A 17,548-nucleotide genomic window follows, 5' to 3' on the forward strand; every position below is an offset into this window, starting at 1 on the left:
GTCTCAATCCGCCGGTCCAGCCTGCTCGGGGTGCCCCGGAGCGATCTTCGAGCCAGGCTGGGGCGGTGCTGATCTGTGCGGGCGCGAAGCTTCCCGTTAGGCTAGCCTTAGCTAGCACGTGAACCCGAGGATTCGAAGGGGGCCACTCATGGCGGAGCGTCCAGCGCGGCGTCCCCGGCCGCTCATCCGCCTGCGCGTCCTGCGCACCGAGCGGCTCACGCCGCACATGGTGCGCGTGGTCGCCGGTGGGGAGAACCTCGCGCAGTTCACCGAGAACGGGTTCACCGACGCCTACGTGAAGCTGTGCTTCCCGGTACCGGGCGTGACCTATCCGGAGCCGATGGACCTGCAGCGCATCCGCGCCGAGCTGCCGCGGGAGCAGTGGCCGCGGACGCGGACCTACACCGTGCGGTACTTCGACCGGAAGGCCGGCGAGTTCGCCATCGACTTCGTGGTGCACGGGGACGAGGGCTTGGCCGGACCGTGGGCGCTCAACGTCAAACCCGGCGACGACCTGCTCTTCGCGGGGCCCGGCGGTGCCTACGCGCCCGGTGACGAGGCCGACTGGCACCTGCTGGTCGGGGACGAGAGCGCGCTGCCCGCGATCTCGGCTTCGCTCGAGCGCATGCCGTCCGGTGCGCGGGTGCGGGCGTTCATCCTGGTCGGCGGGCCGGACGAGGAACTGCCGCTGGCCACCAAGGCCGACGCGGAGATCACCTGGCTGCACCGCTCGGCCGGTGGTGACCTGGTGCGCGCGGTGCGAGACCTCGACTTCGGCGACGGTGTGGTGCAGGCCTTCGTGCACGGCGAAGCCGACTTCGTCCGCGAATTGCGGCGGCACCTGCTCAACGAGCGCGGCGTCCGGAAGGACCTGCTGTCCATTTCGGGCTACTGGCGCCGAGGCAAGGACGAAGACGGCTGGCAGGCCGAAAAGGCCGAGGAACGAGCCAAGGAACAGGCCGCGGCTGCTTCCTGACGCGGGTTATCGGAATGTCCGGTGTAACATCGATGACGTGGGCAACAGGCAGCTGAACTACGATGTGCCGGCCGGGGCAACCCGTCGGGTTCGTTCTGCTGCCAGCGGTTTACACAAGCCTGCCGGACTGACGGCGCGAAGGTCGGCCGTTGGCCGATTCGGCGCTGATCGCACACCGGAACCAACGGCCGAGGAGAAGCCGGCGACTCCGGAGCCGTATTCATTGCCGACTTTTCTGGGGATGTTCGACCTGCCTGCCGACTCGTCCGAGCGGGTCAAGGCCGTTGTCCGCGGCCAGGACGACGCCTGAACCTCTGGCGACGGGACGGTAGAACCTCTAATGGCGCGTCCGATCGTGGTTGACGCCGGTCCGCTCATTGCCATGGTCAGCCGCAAGGATGATCATCACCAGGCGGTTGTCGCGTGGTTGAAGTCGGCTGCCACCCGTGATCTCCTCGTGCCCTCCCTGGTACTCACCGAAGTGTGCCAGTACATTGAGAAGCACCTTGGCGGCGAAGCCGAGGCTGCGTTCATCGAGGAACTCATGCGGTCACCCCAGATCCGGATCTATCACCCGATGGACGACGACTTCCGTCGGATGGCCGTGTTGATGCGGCAGTATGCCGACTGGCCGCTCGGCGTGGCGGATGCGGCGGTGGTGGCCACCGCGGAACGGCTGAAGACCGTTGAGGTGGCCACCGTGGATCGTCGGCACTTCGAGCACATCAAGCCCGTGCATGTCTCGTACTTCAGGATCTACCCCGAGGCCGATCAGTAGGACCTCAGCCGCTTAGTTTGCCGACCACCTGTGAGCCGTAGGCCGAAAGCGTCTGCTCCCGTTCGTCGTGCATCAGGTAGAGCGAGAACTGGTCCACGCCCAGCTCGGCCAGTTCCTGCAGGCGTTCCACGTGCGCGCCCGCCGGTCCGGTCAGGCAGAACCGGTCGACGATCTCGTCCGGCACGAACTCGGTGGACGGGTTGCCCGCCTTGCCGTGGTGCGCGTAGTCGTACCCCTCGCGCTCCTTGATGTACTCGGTCAGCTCCCGCGGCACGTCACCCGATTCGCCGTAGCGGGCGACCAGGTCGGCCACGTGGTTCCCGACCATGCCACCGAACCAGCGCAGCTGCTCCCGCTGGTGCACCAGGTTGTCCCCGACGTAGGCGGGCGCCGCCACGCAGATGGTGATGCCTTCCGGGTCGCGGCCGGCGGCCCTGGCCGCCTCCCGCACCGAGCCGATCGTCCAGCGCGCGATGGCCGGGTCCGCGCACTGCAGGATGAACCCGTCGGCGTGCTCGCCGACCAGCTTCAGCGCCCGCGGCCCGTACCCGGCCATCCACATCTCCAGCCGCCCGTCGCGGACCCACGGGATGCGCACCGGCTTGTCGCGCAGCAGCACCTCGCGGCCTTCGGCCAGCTCCTTGGTGACGTGCATGCACTCCCGCAGGGTGGCCAAAGTGGACGGTTTGAGCCCGACCACCCGGTGCGCGGAGTCCCCGCGGCCGATGCCGCACACCGTGCGGTTGCCGTACATGTCGTTCAGCGTGGCGAACAACGAGGCCAGCACCGACCAGTCCCGCGTGCCGGGACTGGTCACCATCGGGCCGACCACCATCGACGAGGTGGCCGCGAGGATCTGCGAGTAGATGACAAACGGCTCCTGCCACAGCACGCAGGAGTCGAAGGTCCAGCCGTACCGAAAGCCCTCGCCCTCGGCCGCGGTCATCAGCCGGACCAGGTCGCCGGCCGGCGGATCCGTCTGGAGCACAACGCCGAAATCCACAGTGGACACCCCTCGGTCGCCGGTCAGCTCAGGTACTGGTTCAGGTCGCGCCGCAGGAACCGGCCGTGCGTGGTGGAGCCGGTGAACCCGTCCGCCGAGACCACCACCGATCCCCGCGACAGCACCGTTTCCACCCGGCCGGTCAGCTCGAAGCCCTCGTACGCCGAGTAGTCCACGTTCATGTGGTGCGTTTCCGCGGACAGCGTCTGCTTGGCGGCCGGGTCGTAGATCACGATGTCCGCGTCGGACCCGGCGGCGATCACGCCCTTGCGCGGGTACAGCCCGAACATGCGTGCCGGGGTGGTCGCGCAGGTCTCCACCCAGCGCTCCAGCGTGATCTCCCCGGCCACCACGCCCTGGTGCAGCAGGTCCATCCGGTGCTCCACGCCGGGCATGCCGTTCGGAATGGCGCGGAAGTCGTCGGTGCCCAGCACCTTCTGGTCCTCGAAGCAGAACGGGCAGTGGTCGGTGGACACCACGGACAGGTCGTTCGTGCGCAGCCCGCGCCACAGGTCCGCCTGGTGCTTCTTCTCCCGCAGCGGCGGCGAGGCCACGTACTTCGAGCCTTCGAAACCGGGCTTCGCCATGTCCTCAATGGACAGATAGAGGTACTGCGGGCAGGTTTCGGCGAACACGTTCTGCCCGTCGTTGCGCGCCTCCGCGACGGCCGCCAGTGCCTGCGCTGCGGAAAGGTGCACGATGTAGAGCGGGGAACCGGTCACCTTGGCCAGCTGGATCGCGCGGTGGGTGGCCTCGCCCTCCAGCTCCGGCGGCCGGGTCAGCCCGTGCTGCACCGGCTCGGTCTTGCCCGCGGCGAAGGCCTGCGCGGCCAGCTGGTCGATCGCGATGCCGTTCTCCGCGTGCATCATGATCGTCGACCCGGTTTCGCGGGCCTTCTGCATGGCCAGCAGGATCTCGCCGTCGGTGGAGTAGAACACGCCGGGATAGGCCATGAACATCTTGAAGCTGGTCACCCCGGCGCCGATGCACGACTCCATCTCCTTGAGCGTGGTGTCGTTCACATCGGAGATGATCATGTGGAAGCCGTAGTCGACGGCGCAGTTGCCGTCGGCCTTCTCGTGCCACTTGTCCAGTGTGGACTGCAGCGTGGTGCCCTTGGCCTGCACCGCGAAGTCGATGATCGTGGTGGTGCCGCCCCAGGCGGCGGCCGTGGTGCCGGTGCTGAAGGTGTCGTGCGAGAAGGTGCCGCCGAAGGGCATCTCCATGTGCGTGTGCGCGTCGATGCCGCCGGGCATGACGTACTTCCCGGTCGCGTCGATCACCCGCTCCGCGTCGCCGAACACACCGGGCGCGGCCACCGCGGCGATCTTCTCGCCGTCCACCAGCACGTCGGCGACGCTGGTGCCGGTCGAGCTGAGCACCGTGCCGCCCTTGATCAGGGTGCGTGTCATGCGGAAAACCTCCTCACGCTTCGGTCAGCGGTCCGTAGCTGTCCGGGCGCCGGTCGCGGTAGAACGCCCAGAGGTCGCGGACCTCGTTGAGCAGGCCCATGTCCAGGTCCCGCACCACGATTTCCTCCTCGGTGTCCGACGCCGCCTCGCCGACCAGCTGCCCGCGCGGGTCGGCGAAGTAGGTCTGGCCGTAGAAGTCGTTGTCCCCCAAGGGTTCCACCCCGACGCGATTGATTGTGCCGACGAAGTACTCGTTGGCCACGGCCGCGGCGGGCTGCTCCAGGCGCCACAGGTACTCCGAGAGCCCGCGGCTGGTCGCCGACGGGTTGAACACGATCTTCGCCCCGGCCAGGCCGAGCGCGCGCCAGCCTTCGGGGAAGTGGCGCTCGTAGCAGATGTAGACGCCGATGCGGCCGACCGCGGTGTCGAACACCGGGTAGCCCAGGTTGCCGGGCCGGAAGTAGAACTTCTCCCAGAAGCCCTTCACCTGCGGGATGTGGTTCTTGCGGTGCTTGCCGAGATAGGTGCCGTCGGCGTCGATCACCGCGGCGGTGTTGTAGTAGACCCCCGGCTGCTCGACCTCGTACATCGGCACCACCAGCACCACGCCGTGGCGCTCGGCCACCTCCTGCATCAGCTTGGTGGTCGGCCCGTCCGGGATGCCTTCGGTGTAGGAGTAGTAGTCGGCGTCCTGGACCTGGCAGAAGTACGGGCCGTAGAACAACTCCTGCAGGCAGACCACCTGGGCGCCCTGCGAGGCCGCTTTCCCGATGGCGTCCACCGCGTTCCGGATCATCGACTCCTTGTCGCCCGTCCAGCGCTGCTGGATCAGGCCCGCGCGTACCAGGTCGCTCACTTGTCTCCTCCTTGTGGGGCGGCGTGCCTGCCGCCGCCGGACTTCTGCCAGGACAGGGCGAGGTGGACCACGAAGGCGACGATCAGCCCGGCCACCCAGTTGTAGTCGTAGAACGGCTTGAGGAACGGGATCAGCCCGTCCGCGGGGAAGGGGCCCTGCTCCCCGGCCGCGGTGTAGGCGCCGCCGACCGCGACCACCGCGCCGGCCAGCGTGGCCACCATGGCCCGCCAGTTCCAGCCGCCGCGGTACCAGTACCGGCCGCCTTCGCGGTAGAGGTCGGCCAGGTGCAACTCGGTCCGGTTGACCACCCAGTACCCGGCGACCAGCACCCCGGCCACCGCGCCGAGCACACCGCCGTAGAAACCGAGCCAGGCGAAGATGTAGATGCTCGGGTCGGAGTACAGCTTCCACGGCTGGATGACGATGCCGATCACGCCGGTGAGCAGCCCGCCGACGGCGAAGGTGATGCGCTTCGGGAAGGCGTTGGAGAAGTCGTACGCCGGGCTGACCACGTTCGCCGCCAGGTTCGCCGAGATGGTCGCCAGCACCAGCGCGACCAGCGCCAGCACCACCAGCACCGGGCTGGAGAACCGGTCCGCCAGCCGGGCCGGGTCCCAGATCTCCTCGCCGTAGAGCACCTTGCCGCCGGAGGTGGTCAGGATGGCCACGATCGCGATGAAGGTCATCGTGGTGGGCAGGCCGAACACCTGGCCGCGGGCCTGCTTGCGCTGGCTGCCGCCGAACCGCGTGAAGTCCGGCATGTTCAGCGAGAGCGTGGCCCAGAAGGCGATCATCGCCATCAGCGCGGGCGCGAAGACCTTCCAGAAGTCCGGGCCCCAGCCGAGCCTGCCGGGGTCGGCCAGGATCGGGCCCAGCCCGCCCGCCTTGACCAGCACGTAGCCGAGCAGGATCAGGAAGCCGACCGAGACCAGCGGCGCGGTCCAGTTCTCGAAGCGCCGCACGGCTTCCATGCCGCGCCAGATGATCAGCATCTGCACCAGCCAGAACACCGCGAAGCTCAGCCACAGCGTCCACGGCTGCCCGGCGAACTCGGCGGCGTTGCGCCAGTCGCCGCCGACCAGCTTGCCGGTCAGGATGTAGATCGCCTCACCGCCGACCCAGGTCTGGATGCCGAACCAGCCGCAGGCGATGAACGCCCGCAGCAGGGCGGCGAAGTTCGCGCCGCGGATGCCGTAGAAGGCCCGCGCGAACACCGGGAACGGGATGCCGTACTTGGTGCCGGCGTGGCTGTTCAGCAGCATCGGCGCGAGCACGATGATGTTGCCGAGCACGATGGTCAGCAGCGCCTGCACCCAGTTCATGCCCAGTGCGATCAGCGACGCGGCCAGCGCGTAGCTGGGGATGTTGTGCGCCATCCCCATCCACAGCGCGAAGTAGTTGTAGGTGGTCCAGGTGCGCTTGCCGACCGGGACCGGGGCCAGTTCGGGGTTCAGGAAGCGGCTGCCCGCGAGCACGCCCGGATCGGCCAGGTCGACCCGGCCGTCCTCGTGCACGATCTCGTCACCGGACGGGGAGGTGCCGGCCTGCGATCGGGTGTGCGTCATTGCGGAATCCTGCGACCGGCGGTGCCCGGGGTGGCAGTGGCAGAGTGTTCACCGATGGCTGTGTCCCAGAACACACTGTCGATTGCGCATGGATCTCCGCGATGCATGCGGTCGCGGCGTAACCGCAGCTCAACGCGCCCGACTCGCCAACGCAATGAATGTGGCTTTCCTAGCGCCAGGCGCTATGAAAGCCACATTCATTGCAGTGGGGCGGCCCCTAGAAGCCGAAGACCCCGCCGGAGTGGGCGTCGGCGGCGCAGCGGTTCGGGTAGGTGGTGCGGAAGTCGACCTGCTTGCCCTTCCAGGTGCCGAACGCGCGGGCCTCCACCGGCGCGTACTCCAGCGTGCAGGCCACGTCCTTGGGCGTGACGCGGCCGGGGTCGCCGTCGGCGCGGGACAGGGCGGCGCAGGCGGCCTTGGCGTCGGGGTGCGTGCCGCCCGCCGGGTCGCACTGCAGCACCACCGCGCCGGAGCGCCCGCCCGAGTCCAGGGTGGACAGGGCGATCGAAGCGTCGGCGGGGTGGGCCGGGCCCCCGATGCAGGCCAGGGTCAGCGCGCAAGCGGTGAGCGGTTCGAAGGGAAAAATAGCCATGATCGGTTCATCGGCGGGCTCGCCTGATCACTGAGCTACTCGACGGGGTGAAAATCGCCCTCACGGTCGGGTGGTATGAATGTCGTGGGCCAATAGTGCCACGTACAGCGAGAGCATCGACTCCGGGTCCTCCAGCGGCACACCGAGCACCTGTTCCACCCGCGCGAGCTGCTGGTAGTACGCCGTTCTCGACATGTGCGCGGCGGCCGCGGCGGCGGACTTGTTGCCCCCGTGCGCGCAGTAGAAGCGCAGCGCCTGCACCAGCCGGTTGCCGGTGGTGGCGTCCTTGGCCAGCAGCGCGCCGAGTTCCCGCGAAGCGAAGGCGGTCACCCGCTCGTCGTCGGCGAGCAGGTGCAGCAGGCCGCGCAGGCGCACGTCTTCGAGCCGGTGGAATCCGGTGGCGGACTCCCTGGTGGCGGGCACGACGTCGGCCACGTGCCCGGCTTCGGTCAGGCTGCGGCGGGCGTCGGCGGCGCTGTCCACCGTGCTCCCCACCGCCACGATCGACGGCGCCACCCCGCGGGCCTGGTGCACCTCGGCCGCCAGCCGGTCCAGCACCGCCTCCGGTTTCGCTTGCGGGGAAAGGGAAAGCAGCGCGCCGACACTGGTGTCGCCGACCACCGCGACCAGTGCCGACACCCGCGCGCGCCGGGTGGCCACCGCGGCCGCCTCGGCCAGCTCCCGCAGCACGGTGGCCAGGTTGAGCGCCGGTTCGGTGGCGGTGAGCACCGGCCGGATGGCCGCGCCGACCAGCTGCCTGCCGGTCAGCGGCACGGCCAGCGCGGCGGCCCGCACCACCAGCTCGGCCGCCGGGACCGGGGTGCTGAGCAGCTCGGTGAGCACCGCGCGGTGTGCCTGCCGCTCCAGGCTGTCGGTGTCCTTGGCGACCAGCCGGTGCAGCGCGAGCGCCGACGCGGCGCGTTCGGCCACCACCACGTGCCGGTCGCGCGGCGGCTCCGCGCAGACCACGATCAGCCGCCCCCAGTCGTGCCCGCGCGCGCCGACGACGGTGACCAGCCACCCCGCGCCCGCGTGGTATCCGGTGCGCTCGCCGAGCTGGACCTGCGCGGACCGCCGTGGCCAGGCCGCCAGCAGCTCACCGGGATCGGTGCCCGCGGCGTCGTAGGCGAGCACCTCGTGCGACAGCGTCTCCAGCACCACCGGCTGGTCGGTCATGCGCGCCACTTCGCGCAGCACCACGTCGGGCTCGGCGCCGGACACGGTCAGCGCGGTGAAGGTCTGGTGCACGCGCTCGGCCTCGCGCAACTCGTCCACCTGCGCGTCCACGATCAGCCCGTTGACCGTCTCGGTGACCGCCACGTACCGGGTCTCGCGCGAGAGCGTGACCAGCGGCAGGCCACAGCGGTCGGCGGCCTCGGTCATGCCGGAGGGCAGCGCGTCGCTCCAGTGCCGGACCAGCTCCACCACCAGCCCGGCCACCCCGACCGCGGCCAGCGAATCGAGGTACTTCGCCAGCTCCGCCTCGTCGTCGGGCAGGGCCACGCCGGTGGTCAGCACCAGCTCACCGCCCTTGAGCAGGTGCGCGATGTCGATCACCTCGGCCACGTGCACCCAGCGCACCCGGCGGTCCAGCCCGGCCGCACCGGCCACCACGTGCGGCCGCCCCTGCCGGAGCACCGGCAGGGCGAGCACCTCGGCGACCGTCGGGTACATAGGCAGACTGTACGGCCGGGGCACCGAGTCCGTACACATTGCTCGTGGCGTTCTTCCCCGGCCGGTCCGCACACTCGGTCGCATGACCGAATCGGAGCTGCTCTCCAGGCATCGCGCGGTGCTGCCGAACTGGCTGGCCCTCTACTACGACGAGCCGATCGAGATCGTCCGTGCCTCCGGGCGCCGGGTCACCGACGCGAACGGGAACACCTATCTCGACTTCTTCGCGGGCATCCTGACCAACGCGATCGGCTACGACGTCGCGGAGATCTCCGACGCGATCCGCCGCCAGCTCGACAGCGGGGTGCTGCACACCTCCACCCTGTACCTGATCCGCAAGCAGGTCGAGCTGGCCGAGCAGATCGCCGAGCTGTCCGGCATCGAGGGCGCGAAGGTGTTCTTCACCAACTCGGGCACCGAAGCCAACGAGACCGCGCTGATGCTGGCGACGCAGTACCGGCGCAGCAACCAGATCCTGGCGCTGCGCAACTCCTACCACGGGCGCGCGTTCGCCACGGTCGGGATCACCGGCAACCGCGGCTGGTCGGCCAGCTCGCTGTCCCCGGTCAAGGTCAGCTACGTGCACGGCGGTTACCGCTACCGCAGCCCGTTCTCCTCGCTGTCCGACGCGGACTTCATCGCCGCCTGCACCGACGACCTGCGTGACGTGCTGCAGACCAGCACCTCCGGTGACGTGGCCGCGATGATCGCCGAGCCGATCCAGGGCGTCGGCGGCTTCAACGTGCCGCCGGACGGGTTCTTCGGCTCGTTCAAGGAGGTGCTCGACGAGCACGGCATCCTGCTCATCTCCGACGAGGTGCAGACCGGCTGGGGGCGCACCGGCGAGCACTTCTGGGGCATGCGGGCACACGGCGTGACCCCGGACATGATGACCTTCGCCAAGGGGCTGGGGAACGGGCTGGCCATCGGCGGCGTGGTCGCGCGCGGTGAGGTGATGGACTGCCTGACCGCGAACTCCATTTCGACCTTCGGCGGCAACCCGGTCTCCACCGCGGGCGCGAAGGCCACTTTGGACTACCTGCTGGACAACGACCTCCAGGGCAACGCCGCCAAACAGGGCGACACGCTGTTCGGCGGCCTGCGTGACCTCGCGGAGCGCTACGACGTGCTCGGCGACGTCCGCGGCAAGGGGCTGATGATCGGGCTGGAGCTGGTCGAGGCGGACCGCTCGCCGAGCCCGCCGTCGGCCGGTGTGGTACTGGAAGAGGCGAAGAAGCGCGGGCTGCTGGTCGGCAAGGGCGGGCTGCACGGCAACGTCATCCGGCTGGCCCCGCCGATGACCCTCACCGACGCCGAAACCGGTGAGGCACTGGAGATTCTCGAAGGTTCGATCGCGGCGGCGCAGGAGGCACGCAAGTGACGGAACGGATCAGCCACTGGATCGACGGCAAGCCCTTCTCGGGGGTGGCCGAGCGGTCCGGCGACGTGTTCGACCCGGCCACCGGGCAGGTGCGCGCACGGGTCGACTTCGCAGGCGGCGCCGAGGTGGAGGCCGCCGTCGCCGCGGCGCAGAACGCGTTTCCGGCCTGGCGCGGCACTTCGCTCGCCGCGCGCACCCGGATCATGTTCGCCTTCCGGCAGTTGCTCGCCGAGCGCAAGGACGAGCTGGCGCGGATCGTCACCAGCGAGCACGGCAAGGTCGTCTCGGACGCGGCCGGTGAGATCGCGCGTGCCATCGAGAACGTCGAATACGCCTGCGGCGCGGCGCAACTGCTCAAGGGCGGCTTCAGCGAGAACGCCTCCACCGGGGTGGACGTGTACTCCATCGCGCAGCCGCTCGGGGTGGTCGGCGTGATCTCGCCGTTCAACTTCCCGGCCATGGTGCCGCTGTGGTTCGTGCCGAACGCGATCGCCTGCGGCAACACCGTGGTGCTCAAGCCGAGCGAGAAGGACCCCTCGGCGGCCAACTTCATCGCCGGGCTGTTCGCCGAGGCGGGGCTGCCCGCCGGGGTGCTGAACGTGCTGCACGGCGACAAGGTGGCGGTGGACGGGCTGCTGGAACACCCCGTGGTGAAGGCGATTTCCTTCGTCGGCTCCACGCCGATCGCGCGCTACGTCTACGAAACCGGGACGCGGCACGGCAAGCGCGTGCAGGCGCTCGGCGGCGCGAAGAACCACATGGTGGTGCTGCCCGACGCGGATCTCGACCTGGCCGCCGACGCCGCGGTCTCGGCGGGCTTCGGCTCGGCGGGGGAGCGCTGCATGGCGGTTTCCGTGGTGGTCGCGGTGGATCCGGTCGGGGACGAGCTGGTGGCCAAGATCGCCGAGCGGATCCGGAAGCTGCGGGTCGGCGACGGCCGCCGCCCGGACTCCGAGATGGGCCCGCTGGTCACCGCCGCGCACCACGCCAAGGTCGAGTCCTATGTGGACGCGGGCGTGGCCGAAGGCGCGGAGCTGGTGGTGGACGGGCGCGGCATCGAGGTCGACGGCGAGGCGGGCGGTTACTGGCTCGGCCCGACGCTGTTCGACAAGGTTTCGCCGGAGATGTCGGTCTACCGCGACGAGATCTTCGGGCCGGTGCTGTCCGTGGTCCGCGCCGAGGGCTACGAGCCGGCGGTCGAGCTGGTCAACGCCAACCCCTACGGCAACGGCACGGCCATCTTCACCACCGACGGCGGCGCCGCCCGGCGGTTCCAGAACGAGATCGAGGTCGGCATGGTCGGGGTGAACGTGCCGATCCCGGTGCCGGTCGGCTACTACTCGTTCGGCGGCTGGAAGGACTCGCTGTTCGGCGACAGCCACGCCTACGGGCCGGAGGGCTTCCACTTCTTCACCCGCACCAAGGTGGTCACCTCGCGCTGGCCGGACCCCTCGCACGGCGGCGTCAACCTCGGCTTCCCGCGCAACACCTGAGCGCCTGGCCGCCTGCTTTCCGTAAACTCTGGTTGAAGGCAGGCGGCCGGCGGAGGTGAGGTCACGTGGCGAACGCGGATGAGCGCCGGTTCGAGGTGCTTCGAGCCATCGTCGCGGACTACGTGGCGAACCAGGAGCCGGTGGGTTCCAAGGCCATCGTGGACCGCCACAACCTCGGTGTGTCCAGCGCCACAGTCCGCAACGACATGGCGGCGCTGGAGGAGGAGGGCTACATCACCCAGCCCCACACCAGTGCCGGCCGCATCCCGACCGACAAGGGCTACCGGCTCTTCGTCGACCGGCTCTCCGAGATCAAGCCGCTGTCCGCGGCCGAGCGCCGGGCGATCACCTCGTTCCTCGACGGCGCGGTCGACATGGAGGACGTGCTCCGCCGGTCCGTCCGGCTGCTCGCGCAGCTGACCAGGCAGGTCGCGGTGGTGCAGTACCCGATGATGACCAACTCCACCGTGCGCCACCTCGAGGTGGTGCCGCTGACCGCGGCCAGGCTGATGCTGGTGCTGATCACCGACACCGGCCGGGTGGACCAGCGCACGGTGGACATCGGCGACGTGATCACCGAGGAGGACGTGGCCAGGCTGCGGACCTCGCTGAACGCCGCGCTGGCCGGGCGCAGGCTGACCGAGGCGGCGGCCAGGGTGGCCGAGCTGCCCGAGCAGGCGCCCGCCGACCTGCGGGACGCCACCACCCGGGTGTGTACCGTGCTGGTCGAGTCGCTGGTGGAGCACCCGGAGGAACGCCTGGTGCTCGGCGGCACCGCGAACCTGACCCGGAACGTGGCGGACTTCCCCGGTTCGCTGCGCCAGGTGCTGGAGGCACTGGAGGAGCAGGTCGTGGTGCTGAAGCTGCTCGCGGCCGCGCGCAACCCCGGTGCGGTCACGGTGCGCATCGGCGAGGAAAATGAGGACGAGCAGATGAGGAGCACCTCGGTCGTGTCGGTCGGTTACGGCATGGACACGCTGCTCGGCGGCATGGGGATCGTTGGGCCGACGAGGATGGACTACCCGAGCACCATCGCCGCGGTGCGGGCGGTGGCCAACTACGTCGGGCAGATGCTCTCCGGCAAGTGAGCCGGGCGCTTTCGGGTTTTTCGGCAGGAGGACGGCAAGACGGTGGCCAGGGACTACTACGGCACGCTCGGTGTCGCGAAGAACGCGACCGATCAGGAGATCAAGCGCGCGTACCGCAAGCTCGCCCGGGAGCTCCACCCGGACGTCAACCCGTCCGAGGACGCCAAGCACCGCTTCGGTGAGGTGACCACGGCCTACGAGGTGCTGTCCGACCCGCAGAAGCGCAAGATCGTCGACCTCGGCGGTGACCCGATGGACAACGGCGCCGCCCGCGGTGGCGGCGGCGACCCGTTCGGCGGTTTCGGCGGGCTCGGCGACATCATGGACGCCTTCTTCGGCGGCGCCGCCGGTGGTGGTGGCCGCGGGCGCGGCCCGCGCAGCCGCGTGCAGCCGGGTTCGGACGCGCTCATCCGCATCGGACTGACGCTGGAGGAGTGCGCCACCGGGGTGGACAAGGAGATCACCGTCGACACGGCGATCCTGTGCGACCTGTGCCGCGGCGCGGGTACCGCGGCCGGTGCCACCACGAAGACCTGCGACACCTGCGGCGGGCAGGGCGAGATCCAGTCCGTGCAGCGGTCGTTCCTCGGCCAGGTGGTCACCGCGCGGGCCTGCCCGGTCTGCCGCGGGTACGGCGAGGTCATCACCGACCCGTGCCGCCAGTGCGGTGGCGACGGGCGCGTGCGCTCGCGCCGCACGGTGACCGCGAAGGTGCCGCCGGGTGTCGGTGACGGCATGCGGATCCGGCTGTCCGGCCAGGGTGAGGTCGGCCCCGGTGGCGGGCCGGCCGGTGACCTGTACGTCGAGATCGACGAGGCACCGCACGACGTGTTCATCCGGCAGGGCAACGACCTGCACTGCAAGCTGAGCGTGCCGATGACCACCGCCGCGCTGGGCGCGAAGGTGCCGATGGACACGCTGATCGACGGTGAGCACGAGCTGGAGATCGAGCCGGGCACGCAGCCGAACACCGAGCTGGTGCTGACCGGCAAGGGCATGCCGCGGCTGCGCTCGTCCGGCCGCGTGGACGGCCGTGGTGACCTGCACGTGCACGTCGAGGTCGTGGTGCCGACCAAGCTCGACGAAACCCAGCGCGAGCTGCTGCGCGAGCTGGCCCAGTCGCGCGGCGAGGACTCGCCGACGCTGGCTGGCAACGGCAAGCACGGCGGGCTGTTCTCGAAGTTGCGCACCAAGAGCCGGTAGTGGATCCGGTTTTCCTGGTGGAGGCGCTGCCCGCCGGCGACCGGGCGGTGCTCGACGGGGAAGAAGCCCGGCACGCGGCCACCGTGCGCCGCATCCGCCCCGGTGAGCGCCTGGTGCTCACCGACGGCCGTGGTGGTGGCGCGCGGTGCGTGGTCGACTCGGTTCAGGCCGGGCGGGACGCCTCGCTGGGGCTCCGGGTCGAGGAGTCGTGGTTCGAGCCCGCGCCGGAGCTGCGGGTGATCGTCGCGCAGGCGCTGGCCAAGGGCGATCGCGGCGAGCTGGCGGTGGAACTGGCCACCGAGGCGGGCGTCGACGAGATCGTGCCGTGGCGGGCCGCCCGCAGCGTGGCGAAATGGGAGGACGGCCCCCGCGGCGACAAGGCACTGGCCCGCTGGCGGTCCACCGCGCGAGCGGCCGCGAAGCAGGCCCGCCGCACCTGGCTGCCGCCGGTGACGGAGCCGGTGACCACGAAGCAACTGGCCGCGCTGGCCGGCGAGGTCGACCGAGCCCTGGTGCTGGAAGCCGAGGCGGGTGTCCGCCTGGCGGACGCGGGTCTTCCGGCAGCCGGAAGCCTGTTGCTGGTGGTCGGCCCGGAAGGCGGAATCGGCCCGGAGGAGCTGACCGTGCTCTCGGACGCGGGCGCACGTCCGGTCAGACTAGGACAGACCGTACTGCGGACCTCGACCGCGGCGGCGGTTGCTCTCGGCGCACTTGGAGCGCTCACGCCACGCTGGCCCTGACCACCTGGTGGATCCAGCTACCGGGCGTATTCGAAACCCCGGAAATTTCTGCCGGTAATTTTACGCTCTGACCTGGCGCGCTGGCCGGAGTAGCCGTTACTCTGGTCATTCGGAACAGCACACACGGTTTCCGGACACAGCGGCATCAGCCCGTGCACCGGAGTCCCCGCCGGACACCTCCCCCCTCGGTCCGGCGGAGCCGCGGTGGCGGTGGAGCGACCCCCAGGTTCCACCGCCCCGCGGCGTTCCTTCTTTCCTTTGCCGTGTTCGGGCTTCGCCCTCCCATCGGCGAAGGAACGGTGTTTTCTGGGGGTCGAACCCCCAGGCCCCCGCCAGGGGGCGAGCCCCCTGGACCCCCGCGCGGCTTTGGGTCGTTTGTCGGTTGGGTGCCGCGCCTCCCTGTTGGAGTGTCACGAATGTGGCTTTCGAGGCATTTGGCGTCCCGAAAGCCACATTCGTGACATTGGGTGGGCGGGAACAGGAAGCCGGGGAGCAGTGGGGGCACCAGGCAGACTCCCCTTCCCCATCCCGGTCCCAAGCCAAGAACACGGCGAAGACCCCCTTGTCAAGGTACGTTTCCCAGCCTTGACAAGGGGGTCTTCGCCGTAGTCACAATCGGGCGCCGGGATGGGGACCCGCGGATGAACCGATAGGGTCCGAACCATGAGTGACGCGGAGACGTTGTTCGAGAAGATCATCGCCAGGGAGATCCCGGCCGAGATCGTGTACGAGACCGACACCACGCTCGCCTTCCGTGACATCCAGCCCCAGGCCAGGGTGCACGTGCTCGTGGTGCCGAAGAAGCGGTACCGCAACCTCGCCGAGTTCGCCGCCGCCGATCCGGCCGGGCTGGCCGACGTGGTCGCCACCGCCGCCAAGGTGGCCGAACTCGAGGGCATCAGCGCCAGCGGCTACCGCGTGGTCTTCAACACCGACGCCGACGCCGGGCAGACGGTCTTCCACGTCCACGCCCACGTCCTCGGCGGGGAACAGCTCGGCCACTTCGGCCGCCCCGGCTAGCCGCGAGGTAACCACCTGCGCCGCCGGGGCGCCAACCGCTAGCATCGTGGGTGACCAGACCATTCACGACCAGTAGCGCACGCGCAGAAAGCAGGCCCGAGGCCCAGTGGCCGGTACCGCACCGGGTGGAGCCGCCCGATCCGAAGTCCCGCGTGAAGACGACCAGCAGGTCGAGGCGGCAGCCGCGCAGGACGCGAAGTCCCGATTCCCCATTCCCGACGCCGCCGCGCTGACCCTGCTCGGGTCGCGGGACGAGAACCTGCGCGTCGCCGAGGAACTGCTCACCGCGGACGTCCACGTCCGCGGCAACGAGGTCACCCTCACCGGCGCCCCGGCGGACGTGGCGTTCGCCGAGCGGGTGTTCGCCGAGCTGGTCACCCTGGCCGGCCGCGGCCAGCAGGTGGACCCGCCGACCGTGCGGCGCACGGTGTCCATGCTCTCCGCCGGCGGCGCCGAATCGCCAGCCGACGTGCTCAGCATGGACATCCTGTCCCGCCGCGGCCGCACCATCCGGCCGAAGACGCTGAACCAGAAGCGCTACGTCGACGCCATCGACAAGCACACCATCGTGTTCGGCGTCGGCCCGGCCGGTACCGGCAAGACCTACCTGGCGATGGCCAAGGCCGTGCAGGCGCTGCAGGCCAAGCAGGTCACCCGGATCGTGCTGACCAGGCCCGCGGTCGAGGCCGGGGAGCGGCTGGGTTACCTGCCCGGCACGCTCAACGAGAAGATCGACCCGTACCTGCGCCCGCTCTACGACGCGCTGCACGACATGGTCGATCCCGAGTCGATCCCGCGGCTGATGCAGGCGGGCACGATCGAGATCGCGCCGCTGGCCTACATGCGCGGCCGCACCCTCAACGACGCGTTCATCATCCTGGACGAGGCGCAGAACACCACGCCGGAACAGATGAAGATGTTCCTCACCCGCCTCGGCTTCGGCTCGAAGATCGTGGTCACCGGGGACGTCACCCAGGTCGACCTGCCCAGCGGGCAGCGCAGCGGCCTGCGGGTGGTGCGCGACATCCTCGAAGGCGTGGACGACCTGCACTTCGCCACGCTGACCAGCCAGGACGTGGTCCGCCACCGCCTGGTCGGCGACATCGTGGACGCCTACGAGAAGTGGCAGGCCGTGCAGGACGCGACCGAGACCGCCAACGGCTGGAAGGGCCAGCGCCGGTGAGCATCGAGATCGCCAACGAGTCCGGGGTCGGCGTCGACGAGGCCTCCATCGTCTCGGCGGCCCGGTTCGCGCTGGACAAGATGGAGGTCAGCCCGCTGGCCGAGCTGTCCGTGCTGCTGGTCACCCTGGACGTGATGGAGGACCTGCACGAGCGCTGGATGGACCTGCCGGGCCCGACCGACGTGATGGCCTTCCCGATGGACGAGCTGGACTCCACCCGCCGTCCCGACGCCGCGGACGCCTCGCCGGCCCTGCTCGGCGACATCGTGCTCTGCCCGGCGTTCGCGAAGGACCAGGCGCACACCGCCGGGCACTCGCTGACCGAGGAACTGCACCTGCTCACCGTGCACGGCGTGCTGCACCTGCTCGGCTACGACCACGCGGAACCGGCCGAGGAGAAGGAGATGTTCGGGTTGCAGAAGCGCATCCTGAACGAGTTCCGCGCGGCCACCGCGGCCGTGCGCAGGCAGGACGCGCAGCGCTCCGCCGACGACCGGCTGCTCGGCACGGCCGGCCTGGACCGGGTGCCCGACGCGGCCGATCCCGCCGACGCCGCGGACGCCGACCCCGGTCAGCCGGGCTGA

16 protein-coding genes and 1 pseudogene are annotated in these 17,548 nt (G+C 70.0%); 11 read left to right on the top strand and 6 right to left on the bottom strand.

What is annotated here, in order from left to right; translation table 11 throughout:
* The first annotated feature begins 148 nt into the window (after window positions 1–148).
* From A4R43_RS40185 to A4R43_RS40190, 3 genes are read left to right on the top strand one after another with little or no spacing between them, the layout of a single operon-like run.
* Window positions 149–976, top strand: a complete 828-nt coding sequence (locus tag A4R43_RS40185) for a siderophore-interacting protein (protein WP_113696869.1) — start codon at window positions 149–151, stop codon at window positions 974–976.
* 37 nt (window positions 977–1,013) lie between these two features.
* Entirely contained in the window at window positions 1,014–1,286 is a 273-nt protein-coding gene (locus A4R43_RS43080; protein ID WP_162788769.1) for a hypothetical protein, read from the top strand.
* Window positions 1,287–1,316: 30 nt separating this feature from the next.
* Window positions 1,317–1,754, top strand: a complete 438-nt coding sequence (locus A4R43_RS40190) for a type II toxin-antitoxin system VapC family toxin (RefSeq protein ID WP_113696870.1) — start codon at window positions 1,317–1,319, stop codon at window positions 1,752–1,754.
* Between the two features lie 4 nt (window positions 1,755–1,758).
* Here the strand turns inward: A4R43_RS40190 and A4R43_RS40195 are convergent, their stop codons facing one another.
* The 6 genes and pseudogenes from A4R43_RS40195 to A4R43_RS40220 form a co-directional block, all read right to left on the bottom strand.
* The gene (locus A4R43_RS40195) at window positions 1,759–2,757 is read right to left on the bottom strand and encodes a TIGR03842 family LLM class F420-dependent oxidoreductase (protein WP_113696871.1); all 999 of its coding nucleotides are present in this window, start codon (window positions 2,755–2,757) and stop codon (window positions 1,759–1,761) included.
* Between the two features lie 23 nt (window positions 2,758–2,780).
* Entirely contained in the window at window positions 2,781–4,169 is a 1,389-nt protein-coding gene (gene hydA, locus A4R43_RS40200; RefSeq protein WP_113696872.1) for a dihydropyrimidinase, read from the bottom strand.
* Window positions 4,170–4,182: 13 nt separating this feature from the next.
* Window positions 4,183–5,025 (bottom strand): nitrilase-related carbon-nitrogen hydrolase, encoded by an 843-nt coding sequence (locus A4R43_RS40205; protein WP_113696873.1) that lies wholly within the window; start codon window positions 5,023–5,025, stop codon window positions 4,183–4,185.
* Window positions 4,979–6,590, bottom strand: a pseudogene (locus A4R43_RS40210) (NCS1 family nucleobase:cation symporter-1); the annotation flags it as partial. The pseudogene A4R43_RS40210 and the gene A4R43_RS40205, both read right to left, overlap by 47 nt.
* Before the next feature lie 217 nt (window positions 6,591–6,807).
* Complete coding sequence (locus A4R43_RS40215) at window positions 6,808–7,182, bottom strand: SSI family serine proteinase inhibitor (RefSeq protein ID WP_113696875.1); 375 nt, start codon at window positions 7,180–7,182, stop codon at window positions 6,808–6,810.
* Window positions 7,183–7,242: 60 nt separating this feature from the next.
* Window positions 7,243–8,856: a PucR family transcriptional regulator gene (locus tag A4R43_RS40220; RefSeq protein ID WP_113696876.1), complete on the bottom strand. Its 1,614-nt coding sequence runs from the start codon at window positions 8,854–8,856 to the stop codon at window positions 7,243–7,245.
* Between the two features lie 82 nt (window positions 8,857–8,938).
* On the opposite strand from A4R43_RS40220, the gene A4R43_RS40225 reads away from it, so the two are divergent.
* The 8 genes from A4R43_RS40225 (at window position 8,939) to ybeY (ending at window position 17,548) form a co-directional block, all read left to right on the top strand.
* Complete coding sequence (locus A4R43_RS40225; protein WP_113696877.1) at window positions 8,939–10,237, top strand: aspartate aminotransferase family protein; 1,299 nt, start codon at window positions 8,939–8,941, stop codon at window positions 10,235–10,237.
* Window positions 10,234–11,730, top strand: coding sequence for a CoA-acylating methylmalonate-semialdehyde dehydrogenase (locus A4R43_RS40230; protein WP_113696878.1), 1,497 nt, complete (start codon window positions 10,234–10,236; stop codon window positions 11,728–11,730). Before A4R43_RS40225 ends, A4R43_RS40230 begins: the two co-directional genes overlap by 4 nt.
* A gap of 65 nt (window positions 11,731–11,795) precedes the next feature.
* Window positions 11,796–12,818, top strand: coding sequence for a heat-inducible transcriptional repressor HrcA (hrcA, locus tag A4R43_RS40235; RefSeq protein WP_113696879.1), 1,023 nt, complete (start codon window positions 11,796–11,798; stop codon window positions 12,816–12,818).
* Window positions 12,819–12,860: 42 nt separating this feature from the next.
* Window positions 12,861–14,021, top strand: a complete 1,161-nt coding sequence (gene dnaJ, locus A4R43_RS40240) for a molecular chaperone DnaJ (RefSeq protein WP_113696880.1) — start codon at window positions 12,861–12,863, stop codon at window positions 14,019–14,021.
* Window positions 14,021–14,761: a 16S rRNA (uracil(1498)-N(3))-methyltransferase gene (locus tag A4R43_RS40245; protein WP_113696881.1), complete on the top strand. Its 741-nt coding sequence runs from the start codon at window positions 14,021–14,023 to the stop codon at window positions 14,759–14,761. Before dnaJ ends, A4R43_RS40245 begins: the two co-directional genes overlap by 1 nt.
* Before the next feature lie 663 nt (window positions 14,762–15,424).
* Window positions 15,425–15,781 (top strand): histidine triad nucleotide-binding protein, encoded by a 357-nt coding sequence (locus A4R43_RS40250; protein WP_113696882.1) that lies wholly within the window; start codon window positions 15,425–15,427, stop codon window positions 15,779–15,781.
* A gap of 106 nt (window positions 15,782–15,887) precedes the next feature.
* Entirely contained in the window at window positions 15,888–16,964 is a 1,077-nt protein-coding gene (locus A4R43_RS40255) for a PhoH family protein (RefSeq protein WP_113696883.1), read from the top strand.
* Entirely contained in the window at window positions 16,961–17,548 is a 588-nt protein-coding gene (ybeY, locus tag A4R43_RS40260) for an rRNA maturation RNase YbeY (protein ID WP_113696884.1), read from the top strand. The genes A4R43_RS40255 and ybeY overlap by 4 nt, the downstream gene beginning before the upstream one ends.

Source organism: Amycolatopsis albispora (assembly GCF_003312875.1).
In the GTDB taxonomy this organism is placed as follows: Bacteria; Actinomycetota; Actinomycetes; order Mycobacteriales; family Pseudonocardiaceae; genus Amycolatopsis; species Amycolatopsis albispora.

What these genes read in the sequence shown, in the direction of transcription:
- A4R43_RS40220 (WP_113696876.1), bottom strand. Translation starts at nt 8,856, where the DNA reads ATGTACCCGACGGTCGCCGAGGTGCTCGCCCTGCCGGTGCTCCGGCAG.
- A4R43_RS40185 (WP_113696869.1), top strand. Translation starts at nt 149, where the DNA reads ATGGCGGAGCGTCCAGCGCGGCGTCCCCGGCCGCTCATCCGCCTGCGC.
- A4R43_RS40190 (WP_113696870.1), top strand. Translation starts at nt 1,317, where the DNA reads ATGGCGCGTCCGATCGTGGTTGACGCCGGTCCGCTCATTGCCATGGTC.
- hydA (WP_113696872.1), bottom strand. Translation starts at nt 4,169, where the DNA reads ATGACACGCACCCTGATCAAGGGCGGCACGGTGCTCAGCTCGACCGGC.
- A4R43_RS40215 (WP_113696875.1), bottom strand. Translation starts at nt 7,182, where the DNA reads ATGGCTATTTTTCCCTTCGAACCGCTCACCGCTTGCGCGCTGACCCTG.
- A4R43_RS40250 (WP_113696882.1), top strand. Translation starts at nt 15,425, where the DNA reads ATGAGTGACGCGGAGACGTTGTTCGAGAAGATCATCGCCAGGGAGATC.
- A4R43_RS40225 (WP_113696877.1), top strand. Translation starts at nt 8,939, where the DNA reads ATGACCGAATCGGAGCTGCTCTCCAGGCATCGCGCGGTGCTGCCGAAC.